Origin of the sequence: Halorubrum sp. SS7, assembly GCF_005435055.1 — an archaeon.
Classification (GTDB): domain Archaea; phylum Halobacteriota; class Halobacteria; order Halobacteriales; family Haloferacaceae; genus Halorubrum; species Halorubrum salinarum.
The window spans coordinates 173,325-188,420 of sequence record NZ_SGXV01000003.1 but is presented as its reverse complement, the minus strand read 5'-3'; the positions used below and the strand labels follow the sequence as shown (position 1 = coordinate 188,420).

Annotated in this window: 14 protein-coding genes; 6 read left to right on the top strand and 8 right to left on the bottom strand. The window is 72.3% G+C overall.

Annotated elements, in window-relative coordinates; translation table 11 throughout:
* The first annotated feature begins 5 nt into the window (after window positions 1-5).
* Window positions 6-995: a carbohydrate ABC transporter permease gene (locus tag EXE44_RS05340; protein WP_137716268.1), complete on the top strand. Its 990-nt coding sequence runs from the start codon at window positions 6-8 to the stop codon at window positions 993-995.
* Window positions 996-1,052: 57 nt separating this feature from the next.
* On the opposite strand, the gene EXE44_RS05335 is transcribed toward EXE44_RS05340, so the two are convergent.
* From EXE44_RS05335 to dacZ, 7 genes are all read right to left on the bottom strand, one after another.
* Window positions 1,053-2,582, bottom strand: a complete 1,530-nt coding sequence (locus tag EXE44_RS05335; protein WP_137716267.1) for a deoxyribodipyrimidine photo-lyase — start codon at window positions 2,580-2,582, stop codon at window positions 1,053-1,055.
* A gap of 89 nt (window positions 2,583-2,671) precedes the next feature.
* Window positions 2,672-3,118: a phosphate-starvation-inducible PsiE family protein gene (locus tag EXE44_RS05330; protein ID WP_137716266.1), complete on the bottom strand. Its 447-nt coding sequence runs from the start codon at window positions 3,116-3,118 to the stop codon at window positions 2,672-2,674.
* A gap of 39 nt (window positions 3,119-3,157) precedes the next feature.
* Complete coding sequence (locus EXE44_RS05325; protein WP_137716265.1) at window positions 3,158-5,587, bottom strand: DEAD/DEAH box helicase; 2,430 nt, start codon at window positions 5,585-5,587, stop codon at window positions 3,158-3,160.
* An 81-nt stretch (window positions 5,588-5,668) separates the two neighbouring features.
* The gene (locus tag EXE44_RS05320; protein ID WP_137716264.1) at window positions 5,669-6,331 is read right to left on the bottom strand and encodes a GNAT family N-acetyltransferase; all 663 of its coding nucleotides are present in this window, start codon (window positions 6,329-6,331) and stop codon (window positions 5,669-5,671) included.
* A gap of 75 nt (window positions 6,332-6,406) precedes the next feature.
* Window positions 6,407-7,624 (bottom strand): sensor histidine kinase, encoded by a 1,218-nt coding sequence (locus EXE44_RS05315; RefSeq protein ID WP_137716263.1) that lies wholly within the window; start codon window positions 7,622-7,624, stop codon window positions 6,407-6,409.
* Window positions 7,625-7,685: 61 nt separating this feature from the next.
* A complete protein-coding gene (locus EXE44_RS05310; RefSeq protein ID WP_137716262.1) occupies window positions 7,686-8,474 on the bottom strand; it encodes a mechanosensitive ion channel domain-containing protein in 789 nt (262 codons plus the stop codon).
* A gap of 3 nt (window positions 8,475-8,477) precedes the next feature.
* A complete protein-coding gene (gene dacZ / locus EXE44_RS05305; RefSeq protein WP_137716261.1) occupies window positions 8,478-9,287 on the bottom strand; it encodes a diadenylate cyclase DacZ in 810 nt (269 codons plus the stop codon).
* A 162-nt stretch (window positions 9,288-9,449) separates the two neighbouring features.
* Here dacZ and EXE44_RS05300 point away from each other — a divergent pair, with 162 nt between their 5' ends.
* The 4 genes from EXE44_RS05300 to EXE44_RS05285 all read left to right on the top strand — a co-directional run bounded on the left by EXE44_RS05300 (window position 9,450) and on the right by EXE44_RS05285 (window position 13,438).
* Entirely contained in the window at window positions 9,450-10,070 is a 621-nt protein-coding gene (locus EXE44_RS05300; protein ID WP_137716260.1) for a bifunctional 2-polyprenyl-6-hydroxyphenol methylase/3-demethylubiquinol 3-O-methyltransferase UbiG, read from the top strand.
* Between the two features lie 107 nt (window positions 10,071-10,177).
* The gene (locus tag EXE44_RS05295; protein WP_137716259.1) at window positions 10,178-11,290 is read left to right on the top strand and encodes an aldo/keto reductase; all 1,113 of its coding nucleotides are present in this window, start codon (window positions 10,178-10,180) and stop codon (window positions 11,288-11,290) included.
* Window positions 11,291-11,366: 76 nt separating this feature from the next.
* The gene (locus EXE44_RS05290) at window positions 11,367-12,083 is read left to right on the top strand and encodes a hypothetical protein (protein ID WP_137716258.1); all 717 of its coding nucleotides are present in this window, start codon (window positions 11,367-11,369) and stop codon (window positions 12,081-12,083) included.
* The gene (locus EXE44_RS05285; protein WP_137716257.1) at window positions 12,083-13,438 is read left to right on the top strand and encodes a hypothetical protein; all 1,356 of its coding nucleotides are present in this window, start codon (window positions 12,083-12,085) and stop codon (window positions 13,436-13,438) included. Before EXE44_RS05290 ends, EXE44_RS05285 begins: the two co-directional genes overlap by 1 nt.
* 76 nt (window positions 13,439-13,514) lie before the next feature.
* Here EXE44_RS05285 and EXE44_RS20670 read toward each other — a convergent pair whose 3' ends face one another.
* Complete coding sequence (locus EXE44_RS20670) at window positions 13,515-13,685, bottom strand: HVO_0758 family zinc finger protein (protein ID WP_173230526.1); 171 nt, start codon at window positions 13,683-13,685, stop codon at window positions 13,515-13,517.
* Between the two features lie 173 nt (window positions 13,686-13,858).
* On the opposite strand from EXE44_RS20670, the gene EXE44_RS05280 reads away from it, so the two are divergent.
* The gene (locus tag EXE44_RS05280) at window positions 13,859-15,043 is read left to right on the top strand and encodes an MFS transporter (RefSeq protein ID WP_137716256.1); all 1,185 of its coding nucleotides are present in this window, start codon (window positions 13,859-13,861) and stop codon (window positions 15,041-15,043) included.
* The last annotated feature ends 53 nt before the right edge of the window (window positions 15,044-15,096 follow it).

Here is a 15,096-nt window from a genome sequence, read left to right as displayed (position 1 = left end):
CCACGATGACTGACACACACAACTCGGACGATCCGACCGACGCCGGCGACGAACCGGAGTCCGCCGCCGGCAGCGACCCGAAGACCGACGGCGGGCGCGTGTACCACGAGCCGCCGGAGACCGCACCGATCGCCGACCGACCCCTCCCCGAACGGGTCCGCGCGGCGGTCCCGAGCGGGCCGCGCGCCCTCCGGTACGTCGTCGCGATCGGGGTCGCGCTCCTGTGGCTCGTCCCGCTCGTCGGGCTGTTCATGGCCTCCGTCCGCCCGCTCGACCAGATCATCCAAGGCTGGTGGAACTTCGAGACGTTCACCGTCACCTTCGAAAACTACGCCCGCGCGTGGACGTTCCAGTCCGGGCCGATGCGGCAGGCGATGCTGAACACCGCGATCGTCACGGTCCCGTCCGTCCTCGCCGTGACGCTGCTCGGGACGATGGTGGCGTACCCGTTCGCCCGCTTCGACTTCCCGCTGAAGAAGTGGCTGTTCTTCCTGCTCATCGTGGTCATGGCGGCGCCGCCGGAGCTGGTGGCGATGGGCAACTACAACACGCTGCGGACGACCGGCCTGTTCGACACGTACATGGGGCTCATCCTGGTCCACATCGGCTGGGGGATGGGGTGGGTCGTCATGTTCCTCCGGAACTTCCTGCTGGGGCTCCCCGAGGAGCTGGAGGAGGCCGCCCGGATCGACGGCGCGTCGCGGTACCAGATATTCAAGTCGATCGTGTTGCCGTACTCCGCCCCGGCGCTCGTCTCGGTTGCGGTGATCCAGTTCACGTGGGTGTGGAACTCCTTCTTCTTCCCCCTCGTGTTCATGCGGTCCCGCGAGAACCAGCTCGCGCCGCAGGTGCTGCCGCTGATGAAGGGGCGCCTCCAGATCGACTGGGGGCTCGTCGCCGCCGGCTCGGTGCTGACGATGATCGTCCCCATCGTCCTGTTCGTCACGCTCCAGCGGTACTACAAGCAGGGGATGGTGGCCGCGGTCGCCGACTGATCCGGTGTCGCCGCTCCGTTTTCCGTCGCCGGACGAACGCGCTCTCTGCTCCGCGTCTCAGTCGTCCGGGTCCTCGCCGCGCGCCCGCTTGTACATCACGAGGGCCGCCTCGCGGCGCTCCGAGTGGTCGACGATCGGCGACGGGTACTCCGGCGCGGCGTTCGCGCGCTGGGTGGGCGACAGCTCGTGCCACTCGTGGATCAGGTCGGCGTCGAGCCCGCGGAGCTCGGGGACGTACTCCGTGATGTACTCCGCTTCCGGGTCGTAGCGCTCCCCCTGCGTCATCGGGTTGAAGATGCGGAAGTACGGCTGCGCGTCGGTCCCCGTCGAGGCCGCCCACTGCCAGCCGCCGTTGTCGTTGGCGGTGTCGTGGTCGGCGAGGTGCTCGCGGAAGTGGTCGTAGCCGTGCCGCCAGTCCGCGAGGAGGTCCTTCGTGAGGAAGGAGGCGACGATCATCCGAACCCGGTTGTGCATGAACGCCTCCTCGCGGAGCTGGCGCATCCCGGCGTCGACGATGGGGTACCCCGTCTCGCCGCGCTTCCACGCGGCGATCTCCTCGGGGTCGTCGCGCCACTCGATCCCCTCCTCGTACTCCTTGTAGTTCTCGGAGACCACCTCCGGGTTGTGGAAGAGGACCTGCGTGTAGAACTCCCGCCAGGCCAACTGCTGTTGGAACTCCTCGACCTGCTCCGGGGCGTCCTCGGGCCGCGAGTCGGACTCCGCCTCGGCCATCGCTTCCTCGGTGGCCGCGTACGCCTCGCGGACGCCGATCTCGCCGTACTTGAAGAACGCGGAGAGCCGCGAGGTCGCCTCTCGCGCCGGGTAGTCGCGCTCGGCCTCGTAGGCGAACACGGCCTCGTCGAGGAAGTCGTCGAGGCGCTCCCGGGCCGCTTCCGTCCCCGCGGGGCCGACCGCCGCGTCCGGTTCCGCGAAGCCGAGGTCCGCGGGCGTCGGGAGGTCGCCGACCGCCGCGCCGAGCGTCGCCGCCTCGCCGCCGTCGGCGACCGCGCCCGACGCGTCCGCCCCGTCGACGGCGTCGGCCGCGTCCGCGAGCCGATCGGTGTCAGCGAGGCCCGCCTCGGTCGGCGCCGGCGCCGGGTCCGCTTTCTCGCGGTCGGTCCACTTCTTCCAGTAGTAGCTGTACACGGAGTAGGGGTCGCCGGCGTTCGTCCGGATCGCGTCGGGGTCGTGGAGGACCGCGTCGTGGTGGGCCTCGCGCGCCACGTCGACCGCGTCGAGCGCGCGTCGCACGCCGGCGTCGCGCTCCCTGGCGAGCCCGGAGTAGTCGCGGTTCCAGACGACGCGGTCGGCGTCGAGCGCCGCCGCGAGCCGCGGAAGGACGGTCTCCGGGTCGCCGCGCGCGACGAGCAGGTCGCTCCCGCGCTCGCGGTAGTCGTCGCGCAGCGCGGCCAGCCCGTCGAGCAGGCGCCGCACGCGCACGTCGCTCGCGTGGTCGAGCACGTTCGGATCGAAGACGAACACGGGCGCTGCGGGGCCGCGGTCGGGGTCGTCGCCCGCCCCGCTCGCGGCCGCGAGCCCGACGTTGTCGGCGGCTCTGAGGTCCCGTCGGTGCCAGAACAGCTCCATGGGATCGACACGGGCGCGTCCACCGTGAAACCACCGGGACCGGTCGGGGGGCTGGGCCGGCAGCGGCCGGCGCTCCGGTCGCGCCCCGATCAGAGCTCCAGCCGCCCCGGAACGCTCACCCGGTCGAGCAGGAAGTAGCCGACGGTGAGCGAGAGGACGAGGACGCCGAGCGCCGCGGCCGCGAGCAGCGCCTCGTTACCCCCGCCGTAGTCTTCGAGCCGGAAGCTGATCACGCGCCGGGAGACGGCGATGATCGCGGCGCTCACGACGATGCGGAGGACCGGCTGGCCGCGCGCGTACGCCACGAGCGTCCGGTGGACCTCCACGATGATCAACAGGAGGAGGACGCTGTCGAGGAGCGCGACAACCTCGGCCGGGTCGGTGAAGTTCCCCGCGGCGAGGAGCCGGTACAGCGAGACGAACAGGTCGAACACGCCGATGAGGAACAGGAGCAGGAGGAAGTACGCCGCGCCGAGGACGAGCCACTCCATCGCCCGGGCCGCAGGGTCCGCGGCGTCGTCGAGGTCGAGCGCCATCGACGGAACGCTCGACGGCCGGAGGCAAGTCAGTTTGGGTCAGGCGTCCGCGTCGGTGCCCGTCAGCGATTCGAGCAGGCGGACGGCGGGTGCCTTCGCCAGCGGGTCGTTCCCGTTGCCGCAGTGGGGCGACTGGACGCAGGCCGGGCAGCCGCCCTCGCAGTCGCAGGTGTCGATGAGCCGCGCCGTCCGGGTCATCAGCTCCTCGATCCGGCGGTGCCCGCGGCGAGTGAGCCCGACGCCGCCCGGGTACCCGTCGTAGACGAACACGGCCGGCCCCTCGGTGTGGGGGTGGTGCGGCGTCGAGATGCCGCCGACGTCGGCGCGGTCGCAGAGCAGGTGGAACGGGAACAGCGAGATGATCCCGTGTTCGGCCGCGTGGATCCCGCCGTTGAACGCGTACTCGCCGCCCGGGATCGGTTCGCCGTCGTCGGGCGCCTCGCCGCCGTCGGCGCTGACCTCGGGATCGCCCGCGTCCTCGCCGTCGAGCGCGTCGCCGAGCCGCCGCATCTCGCGCTCGACGTCCCGGGGCACCGGGAAGTACAGCGCCTTCGTCCGCAGCGTCGTCTCCGGGAGGTCGAGCGTCGACTCGCCGAGGGACTCGCCCGTGGCGGCGTCCTTCCGGACGAACCCCGTAATCTGCTCGGTCACCGTCACGTCGGCGAAGCGGACCGGCACGTCCTCGCGCGCCGAGAGCGCGCGCTCGTCGAGGTCCTCGTTCACGACGATGTCCTTGTCCGACCGCACCTGCGTGTAGTAGTCGGCCCACGACTGCTGGAGCTCCGCCACGTCGCGGTCGAGGTCGAGGTCGACCACCTCGTAGGTGCGGCCCTGCTGGTGGTAGATGGCGCCGGGGTGGGCGTCGCGGAGCGCGTCGGCGAACCCGAGCGTGGCGACCGTCTCGCCGCTCGACCGCTCGATCAGCGATATCTCGCGCTCCTCGGCGGTGCGGAGGTTCACGGACTGCTGCGGGCTCGACCCCCCGGCGTGGACCCAGCGCGTCCCCTTGGCGGCCTCGCGACGGTTCAGGACGCCCTCGTCGGTGAGGTCGGCCACCACGCCCGGGAACGAGTCGCCGAAGAACCGCTCGTCCCCGGGCGAGAGCCAGTTCTCGTCGGCCGCGCAGGCGACGTGGCCGGGCATGAGCTGGCCGTTCTCCGGGTCGCAGATCGCGTCCTCGGGCGGCGCGTCGAAGAAGTCGCTCGGGTTCCGCATCAGGTACTGGTCGAGCTGGTCCTCGCCGCCGACCATCACCACGAGGGCGGGGTCGTCGCCGCGGCCGGCCCGGCCCGCGCGCTGGTGGGCCGACATCCGCGTGCCGGGGTAGCCGTCGAGGACGACCGCGTCGAGCCCGCCCACGTCGACGCCGAGTTCGAGGGCGCTCGTCGACCAGACGCCCCGCAGGTCGCCGGCGTGGAGGTCGGCCTCTATCTCCCGCCGCCGGTCGTCGGTGAGCGCCGCCTGGTACGCGCCGACCTTCCCGGCGAGGTCGCGCTCGCCCCGCTCCCGGAGGTCGCTCGCGCTGTCGGTCGCGTACTGCTCGGCGGTCTGTCGCGCCCGCGTGAACGCCAGGGTCTGCGCGCCCGCCGTCACGAGGTCGACGAACAGCCGCTTCGACTCGGTGTGGCTCGACTTCCGCCGGCCGCTCCCGCGCTCCTGCCAGTCGTCGTCGTACTCCGGCGGGTTCCACAGCACCCAGTCGCGCGGCCCGCGCCCGGAGGTGTCCTCGTCGACGAGGGCGATCCCCTCGGGGTCGCGGCCGGTGACCGTCGCGACGTGGTCGACTGGGTTGTTGATCGTCGCCGAGCAGCAGACGAACTGCGGCGACGAGCCGAACCGCTCGCAGGTCCGCGCGAGCCGCCGGAGGGTCAGCGCGACCTGCGACCCGAACACGCCGCGGTAGCTGTGGACCTCGTCGATCACGACGTACTCCAGCGACGAGAAGAACCAGTCCCAGAGGCGCCCGGCGTACGGCAGCAGCGCGTAGTGGAGCATGTCCGGGTTCGAGAGGAGCACCGTCGGCCGGCGGTCGCGCACGTCCCGCTTCTCCGACCGCGAGAGCCGCCCGGTGTAGGAGTCGACCGAGACGCGGCTGCCGAAGCCGAGGTCGGCCGCGAGGTCCGACAGCGACTCCTCCTGGTCGGCGATCAGCGCGTTCTGCGGCCCGAGGTAGAGCGTCCGCCCGCCGTGGTCCATCGCCGCCTCGAACGCGGGCACGGTGTACGCGAGCGACTTGCCGCTGGCCGTCTCGGTCGCGAGGACGACGTCGTCGCCGTCGCGGACGGCCCCGATCGCGTCGGCCTGGTGGCGGTAGAGCCGGTCGATCCCGCGGTCGGCGAGCGCGTCGGCGAGCCGGGGTTCGAGGTCCACGTCGCCGAACTCGGGCTCGCGCGCCGGGAGCCGCCGGTGGTCGGCGATCTGTCCCTCGTAGAAGGGGCGGTCCCGCAGCCACTCGATGGCGTCGTCCACGGTTACGGTACCCTGGGGTCGGCGGGGCCTAACGGTTGCGGTGACGGCGGTCCGGAGAGCGGGCCGGGCGGCCGCCTCGCCTCAGTCGTCAGCCGGAGATCGTCCGGGGCCGCCGTCACGGGGCGAGAGGTCGACCGCCGGCTCCGCGGGCCCCTGGCGGGCGAGCGGCGGCCAGCGGACCTCGGTCGCGATCGGCTCGTCGAGGTCGAGCTCCATCCGGAGGTCGCCGCGCCGCTCGGCGACCTCGAAGCCGACCGTCCGGTAGACGCTCCGCGCGACGCGGTTGCCGGTCTCGACGTGGAGTTCGAGCCCCTCGCGGCCGGCCGCGGCGGCGTTGGCGATCACGTGCCGACACAGCTCCGTCCCGACGCCGCGGTCCTGCGCGGCGGGGTGGACGAAGACCGCGAGCTCAGGGACCGCGGCGTCGGTCGGCGTGTACATCGCGTGGCCGAGCAGCTCGCCGTCCCGCTCTGCGACGACGTTGTTCGCCTCGCCGAGCATCGTCTCGACCCAGTCGGCGCAGCGCCGCCGGCTCACCGGCGGGAGGCCCTGCGCGCGGTGGGCGCGGTCGAACGCGTCGTACATCTCGGCGAGGAACGGCTCGTCTGCGTCTCTCGCCGGGCGGATCGTCCAGCGCGTGCCCTCCTTGTCGACGAACCGCGGACAGCGCGGGGGGCAGTGGGGCGTCCCCTCGCACTCGCTGCCGTCCCAGCCGTCGCAGACCGCGGTGGCGTCGTCGTTCATACGCGGGTATCGATCGTCTGGTAAGTTATATCGTGAGACCGGATCCCACGAGGTGGGAACGTCCGGGCGGCGCAATCACCGACGGAGGACGACGGTGATCGCGGTCCCGCCGGCCTCGCTCTCCTCGACGCGCAACTCGCCCCCGGAGCTGCGGACGATCCAACGGACCAACCAGATCCCCATACCGGTGCTGTGTGTGAGCTGCGTCTCGTCCGAGCGGGTCAACACCTCCCGCTCGTGCGCCGGGAGCCCCGGGCCGTCGTCCGCCACCGTGAGGAGCGCTCTGTCCCCTTCCTCCCGGACCGCCACGCGTACTTGGGGAGACGGTCCGCAGTGCTCGACCGCGTTCTCCAGCAGGTTGTCGAGCGCGTACGGGAGCAGTTCGTGGGCGACGGCCTCGACGGCGTCCGGTCCCCCGACGCTGAACGCGGCGTCGCCGACGGCGGTATCGAATTCGCGGACTCGATCGCGGGCGAGCGCCGACAGGTCGAATGTCGTCCGGCTCGCTTCGCCGTCGGACTCCTGAAGCCGCTCGGCGCGTCTGGCCGCGTCGCTCAGGTCGACGATCTCTGCGAGCCGCCGCTCCATCGCCGCCACGTGCGGGTCGTCGTCGGGTCGCTCGGCCGCGAGCGCTTCGAGGTGACCCAACACGACGTTCACGTCGTTGCGAATGTTGTGCCGCAACACACGGTTGAGCACGGTCAGTCGCTGTTCGCGGCGCTTCCGCTCTCCGACGTCGGTCGCGACGTACGTGGCGCCGGCGAAGTCGTCGTGTCGATCGCGGAGGGGGGCCGCCCAGAACCGGATGTCCACCAGCGAGCCGTCTCGGTGTGGGTGGCGTGTTTCGACTCCCGTGAGTCGCTCGCCCCGTTCGAGCCGCGAGAGGGAGTCGCCGAACGGCCCGCCCGCGTCCGCCTCCTTCGAGACGAGGCGACCGCCGAGCGCGTCCGACTCCGTCCAGCCGAACAGCCGCTCGGCGCCGTCGTTCCAGAGCTGGACCGCACCCTCTGCGTCGACGACGACGATGGCGACGGGCGCGACCTCGACGACGGAGACGAGCCGGTCGAAGAGGAACTCGATCGCGTCGGTGAGGACGACGGCACCCTCCCGGCGGCCGAGCTGCTCGTTGAGCACGGCGACGAGCTCCGTTATCAGCCGTTCAATCAGTTCGTCGCGACCCTCGGACGCGCTGGACTCGTACGCGCGTAACAGGCGCTTCCGGGCCTCGTCGTGCCCCTGTGTCTCCAACACGTCGAACAGGGCACCGACGAGCTGTTCCTCCTGTCGCCTCATTTTAGGCGGGCCTAAAACACAGTCGGGTAAGTGCGTTCCGAACTCGGCGCCGCCGCGCGAGTCACTCCCGGATCAGCACGATCCCTTCGCGGAACACAGCGTGGTTCGGGAGGACGTGCTCTTCCCCGTCCGTCTCGATGTGGGTGACGAAGAGGTCCACCTCCTGGACGACGCCGCGCTCGCCGGCGACCCGCACCTCGTCGCCGATGCCGTACGGCTGGCGGAGGAGGAGGAAGACGCCGGCCGCGGCCGAGGCGACCAAGTCCTTCGTCGCGAGCGCGGCGAACAGGACGACCGCGAACGCGTACGCCGCGAGCAGCACGATGAGCGCGAGCGTCTGGACGCCGACCTGGCCGAGCGCGATGAGCGTCGCGACGTACACGACGCTGTACTTCACGAGCGTCGGGAGCACGCCGAGCTCCGGGAGCTTGATTCCCCGGAGGCGCTCGGCGACGAGCAGCTCCGCCTTGTCGCCGACGACGATGCCGACGATGAACACGACCACGGCGACGAACAGCCGCGGGAGGAACGCGGCGACCCCCGACCAGAACTGTTCGAGGTAGTTCACGTCCGCGACGGTCAGGGCGACGATGACCGTGACGGCGAGGATGAAGTAGCTCGACAGCTGCGCCAGGATCCGCACCGTCGAGGTGTCGAACTCGCGGGCGGTCCGCTCGAAGGCGGTCCCCTCGATCACCTCGGGAACGCCGGCGCGCCGGAGGAGTCGGCGGTTGATCACGCCGGTGAGGTACGCCAGCACGAGCCCGAGCGCGAGCACTCCGAGCGCCAGCCAGATCCGGTACGGGACGTTCGCGACGAACTCGGGGACGGAGATCTGGGCCGCGGACATCGCTCAGTACTCCTCCGGATCGATCTCCAAGACGAGTTCGCCGGCCTTGAACGCCCGGACGAGCCCGTCCGACTCCGAGAGGACGATGGCGGTCGCGTTGGTGTCGCGGGTGATCGCGCCGCCCGCCATGTGGCGCGCGCCGAGCCCCTTCGGGATGTCGACCCCCTCGGCCGCGGGTTCGAGGTAGCGGTACGCCGAGACGATCTTCCCGGAGTCGGAGACGACGAACGCGCCGTCCAGCCGCGAGAACTCCTTGAGCATGACGTTCACGATGGGGTCGCCGACGTGGACGTGGCTCTTCTCGAAGGGGTTGTACGACAGCGGCCGCGACTTGTTCATCACCTTCCCCGCGTCGCCGACGACGAACAGCGCGCCGACCGGCTTGCCCTTCTGCCCCTTCTTGCCGAGTTCGATCGCGACCTCGAACACGTCGCGGATGACGCTCGGCTCGGCCCGGGAGTTGGCGAACAGGTCGTAGATGCCGGTGTGGATCCCCTCGTCGACGGTGACGCGGACGACCGCGTCCGAGCCCCCGTCGAACACCGACGCGACGCAGGCCACCTCGTCGCCCTCCGCGAGGAGGTCCGCGTCCATGGCGCCCTCGATGCCGAACCGGATCCGGTCTTTGACGTTGTCGAAGGGGAGCGGCAGTTCGACGAACGTCTCGGCGTCGACGTCGTTGTCGGGCGCGACGACGACGACCTCGGTCCCGTCGTCCGCGAACGGCTCGTAGAAGGAACTCGTCGGCGAGAACAGCAGGACCGCGTCCACGTCGGCGACGAGGTCCGCCAGGTGGTCGGTGAGCGAGGCCATTACCACGTCTGACACGAGGAATCCGTATAGTCGTTGCGTCGTGCGTGCGTCTGACGCAGGGGCGCGGTCGGCGTTGCTGCCCTCCCGGGTCACGTCCGCCGCCGGCGTCCGCGCCTGGACGCCGTTCGACGGCGTTTTAGGTCTCTGTCCGCGGTGGCACACGTGGAACCCAACGCCGTCCGAGACTCGTGGACGAACCGGGCGGGCGAATACTCACCGCGCTACTACGCGCACTACGGGCCGAACGAGACGAGCGAGCGGATCCGCGAGGCGCTGACAGCGCACCTCGACCGCGACGCGGCCGTCCTCGAACTGGGGTGCGGCTCGGGGCGGCACCTCGATCACCTCGCCGCCCACGGGTTCGACGACCTCTCGGGCGTCGACATCAACGCCGACGCGTTCGACGCGATGCGGGAGACCTACCCCGACCTGGCCGCCGACGGGACGTTCCACTGCGGCGCGATAGAGGACCTCGTCGGCGAGTTCGAGGACGGGGCGTTCGACGCCGTGTACTCGGTCGAGACGCTCCAACACCTCCACCCCGACGTCGAGTGGGTCTTCGAGGAGATCGCGCGGATCACCGACGAACTCCTCGTCACGGCCGAGATCGAGGAGCCGGCGGGCGAGGCGGAGGCGGCCGACCCGGACGTGAACTACGTCGACGACGAGACGCCGCTGTACTACCGGGACTGGGGCGAGGTGTTCACCTCCCTGGGGCTGATCGAGGTCGACGTGGTCCGCGGCGACAGGGACACCGCCCGGACCTTCCGCGTGACCGACTGACTCGCGCCGTTGGCGGTCCGATCGGTGCGGCTCGCGCGGCGGTTTGTCGAACGCGACGAGCCGCCCTCCCGCGCGACTTTTACCCGCGAGCCGACTACCCCGACCACATGGCGACTCGCGAGGCCCTCTGGGGGTACCGGAACCGGTTCGGCGACGCCTTCGGGCGCACCTACTTCCGGCGCTTCGGCCCCGGCGTCGTCTCCAGCCTCGGGATCGGGACGTACCTCGGCGATCCGACGCCCGCGGTCGACGACGCCGCCCGCGAGTCGATCGGACTGGCGCTCCGGTCGGGGGTGAACCACGTCGACACCGCGGCCAACTACCGCTGCGGGCGCGCCGAGCGCGTCGTCGGCGAGGCCCTCCGCGAGGCGCCCGTCGACCGCGAGTCGGTCGTCGTCGCGACGAAGGGCGGCTTCCTCCCGTTCGACGGCGAGCGTCCTCCGGACCCGAGCGCCTACGTCCGCGAGCGCTTCGTCGAGCCGGGGATCGTCGACCCGGGCGACCTCGCGAACGGCGCCCACGCGATGACGCCGGCGTACCTGGAGTGGTCGCTGGACCGCTCGCTCGACCGGCTCGGCCTCGACTCCGTCGACTGCTTCTACGTCCACAACCCCGAGACGCAACTCGCCGTGCGCTCGCGATCTGAGGTGTACGACGCCCTCGAAGCCGCCTTCGAGGCCCTCGAACGCCGGCGCGCCGCGGGCGACGTCGGCGCGTACGGCGTCGCGTCGTGGAGCGCCTTCCGCGTGCCGCAGGAGGCCGACGACTACCTCTCGCTCGCCGAGGTGCTCGCCCGCGCCGAGGCCGCCGGCGAGGCGGTCGGTCCCGACGACGGCCACGGGTTCGCGGCGGTCCAGCTGCCGTTCAACGTCGCGATGGCCGACGCGTTCACCCGGCGGAACCAGCCCGCGCCGTCCGGCGCCGACGCGGAGGGGCCGGTCTCGGCGCTCACGTTCGCTCACGAGGCCGGGCTCTCGGTGGTGACGAGCGCGAGTCTCGGGCAGGGCGACCTGGCGGTCGAGGGCGCGATCCCCGCCGACGTGGACGCGGCGCTCGCGGGGGAGACGCCGGCCCAGCGCGCGCTCAACTTCGCGCGGAGCGCCCCGGGCGTCACCGCCTCGCTCGTCGGGACGACCGACCCCGAGCACGTCCGCGAGAACGTCGCGGCCGGCACCTTCGACCCGCTCGGCGCGTCGGCGTTCGACGCCGTCTTCGAGTGAGGCGGCGGCGCGGGGGCGGATCCGGCGGCGGTCGCGCGCCACAAGACGTTTGTTCCGACCGGCGCAACCGGGTCGTATGTCCCCCACGCGACGAGCCCTCCTGAGTAGCGCCGCACTCGGCGCGGTCGGCGCGCTCGCCGGCTGCTTCGGCGGCGACCCGGCCGACGACTCCGACCCCGTCGCCCGGTCGTCGTCCGCCCCCGGAACCGACACGGACCCGACCGTGCTGAAGGTGCGGAACGACTGGCGGGAGCCGGTCCTCGTCGAGGCCGGAAGCGGCGGCGAGGACGGAACTGACGGCGGCGTCGCGCCGGACGACGACGCGAGCGGCGACGACGCCGACGGGCCCACCGGAGTCGGGAGAGAGCTCGTGACGACGGCCGGGCGGGCCGCCCGGATCCGGGCCGCGCCGGGCGTCGCCGACGAGGACCGGCGGCGGGTCCGCGCGTTCCTCGACGAGACCGACTACGACGCGGAGACGGTGTACGTCGCGCCGGCCGGCGTCCGCTCCTGCCAGCGGCTCGAAATCCACTCGGTGTCGTGGCGGCCGGGGCGGGTCGAGTACGAGTACTGTCGCGAGCTCAGACCGCCCGACGCGGCTTGCGAGGCCGGTACCAGGGTCACGCTGGCGCTGCTTTTCCGGCTCCCGGTCGTGCTCGACGAGCGGATCCGCGGCTCCGGCTCCAGCGGGCGGTCGCCGTGCCGGACGACCGACACCGAGTACTCGGTGATCGAGGGGAACGCGACCGTGCCCGGGAACGCCACCGCCACCGACGAGTGGGGTGACTTCTGATGGCCCGACGGCTCACCCGCCGCGGCGCGCTCGCCGCCGCCGGCGGAGTCGCGCTCGGCTCGCTCGCCGGCTGCCTCGGCGGCGGGAGCGACCCCCGGTTCTGGGACGACCCGCCGTCGCTCGACGTTGCGGCCGTCCCGCGGGAGTTCGACGGGTCGGTCCCCGAGCGTCCGCGGCTCGTTCCCGTCGACGTCGAGTCCGCGGTCGCGAGCGCGTTCGCGGACCGCGTCGACCGCCTCCTCTCGCCGATCCCCGAGCCGCTGACGGCGGAGACGCTCCCCAACGGCGAGTTCCGCGAGCAGATCGCGACCGAGCAGGCGGCGGCCCGCGAGGCGCTGCCGGGCCGGCCGGCGTCGCTGACGCCGCTGGAGGCGGCCGAGCGGTACGCGACGGCGCGCGAGCACGCCGCGACCGCCGTCGGCACGTGGGCGGCCGTGACCGTCGAGGGCGACCCGACCGCGGTGGCCCCGGACCTCGGAACGGTGCGCCGCCGAGCGTCCGAGACGCTGCGGGAACTCCCCGGTCCGGCCGCCGACCCGCTCGCTGCCGCCGCGGTGTACGGGCCGATGGAGCGGTGGTACGACGTGGCGCGCCGACGGACGCTCGTCGGCGGCGGCGTGGGGCCCGCCGACCGCGCGAACCCGCTTCGGACGGGGGACGCGATCGGCGAGGTCGAGCGCGTCCAGGCGCACGTGGAAGCGGGCCGGTACCTCCGCGACCGGTACGCGGCGTCGCTCGGCGATTCGGCGTCCGTGGCCGAGCCGCTTCGGCGCGAGATGAGCCGAATCGGCCGCGAGGTCGGCGACCGGCTCCGCGAGCTCCACGGCGAGGGTGTCGAGGACCTCCGACACAACCCGGGCACCGAGGCGTTCGTCGACGAGCGGGCGGTCGACCGCGGCGCGCCGAGCGACGCCCTGCTGTCGAGCGCCGTGTACCGGAGCTTCGACGGCATGTGGTTCGACCCGGTCGCGTTCGGCGACTACGTGCCCGACAACCCGGCGACCGGGCTGACCCGGACCGCGCTCGCGTGGACGCGGCTCCGTGCGCTCGACGCCGTGGCGTCGCGGGTCGAGGAGGGGGACGCGATGTTCCCCGACGACCCGGCGGCGATCGGGGACGCGCGAGAGGCGGCGGTCGAGTCGGCGTCGTCGCTCGCCGGGAGCGAGAACCCGCTCGCTCGGTGGCTGGCGACCGAGTTCCTCGCGCTGTTCGACGAGCCCGACGGCGCCGTCGCGGCGGCCGACCGGACCGTCCGGTCGACGGTCGAGGCGTACACGCGGTACCGGTGGATCGAGATCGTGACGGGCGAGGCGCTGGCGGTTGCGGCGTCGGTCGCGGACTTGTTCGACTCCTGAACGGCGGCGGGCGAGGAGAGAAAGTGGCGGTGGGGCGGGGACTCTGACGGCGGGTCGGCGTCTCGGGCGCGCGGCCTCAGCGGAGTTCCTTGTAGCGCGCGCCGCACTCCGGACAGATCCGGACCGAGAACACCTCGTCGGGGTCGTTCTCCTTCTTCAGGACCTGGTCGCAGTCGGCGCAGTTGAGCCGCTCGTAGGTGTCCTTGACGAGGTCCCCGTCGCGGAGCCCCTTGCGCGTGGATTTCATACCCGGGGTTTGTCGCCGGGGCGCATAAAAACCCTGTACGACATCGGTCTGACGACTTCGGCGAAACCGCGGGCTGGCGGGGCGGTACGGGCTCCCCCGCCGCGGTTGAATCCTCTCGGCGTCCGACCGGGCGCTTTCGCAACGCTTGTGTCCGGGCGCGCGGAATCGCCGCCGTGTCACGGACCAGGCTGTTCGGTTCGCTCTGCGCGCTGGTCTTCCTCGTCAACTTCGCCCGGGTCGTGTTCGCGCCCCTCGTGGGCGAGTTCATCGACGCGTTCGGGATCCGCGAGGGGACCGCCGGGCTCATCGTCACGCTCGCGTGGCTCGGCTCGGCCGCCCCGCGGCTCCCCGCCGGCTGGGCGCTCACGCGCTTCACGCGGCGCCGCGTGATCGTCGTCTCCGGCGCGATGCTGACCGCCGGCGCGCTCGGCGTCGCGCTCGCGCCGAGCGTGCTCGCGCTCATGGTCGCCGCCTTCGCGGTCGGGCTGGCCTCCGGCGTCTACTTCGTCGCCGCTAACCCGTTCATCTCGGAGCTGTTCCCCCAGCGCGTCGGTCGCGTGATGGGCGTCCACGGCATGGCCAGCCAGCTCTCCGCCGTCATCGCCGCGCCCGCCGTCACCGTCGCGCTGTGGTACGACTGGCGCTACGCCTTCTACGCGCTCGCGGTCGCCGCGGCCGCCAGCACGCTGCTGTTCGTCGCGCTCGCGAAGCGGACCGACCTCCCGGACGCGGGGGCCGGCGACACCGACTTCCTCGCGGCCGCCCGCGGCGAGTGGAAGCTGATCCTCGCCGGCGTCGTGCTGATGGGCCTCACGAGCTTCGTGTGGCAGGGCCTGTTCAACTTCTACGAGCTGTACATGATCGACAAGGGGCTCCCCCGGGCGACGGCCCGGAACCTCCTGACCGTGATCTTCGCCGCCGGGGTGCCCGCCTTCCTCGTCTCGGGCGACCTCGCGGACCGGCTCCCGCACGTGCCCTACCTGCTCGGCATCGTGGCCTCGTTCGTGGGGGGCGTCGTCCTCGTGGTCCTCGCGGAGGGGCTCGCAGCGGTGATCGCCGCGAGCGTCGTCGTCGGGTTCGCCATCCACATGCTGTTCCCGGCCGGCGACACGTACCTGCTGGCGTCGCTGCCGGACGAGTCGCGCGCGTCGGCGTACGCGATGTTCTCGGCCGGGATGATGTCCACGCAGGCGGCGGGCTCCTGGGTCGTCGGCGAGGCGATCGAGGCGGGCGCGGGGTACGACGCAGTCTTCCTCGCGCTCGCCGGCGGGCTGGCGCTCCTCGTCGCCGGGTACGCGGCCCTCTACCGCCTCGGGCGCGTCCCGGGCGGGGCGGCGGGTTCGACGCGGACGGTTTGACGCGGCGGCGCGGCCCCGCCGGCGACGAGACCGGAGCGCGAACCCCGTTCGAA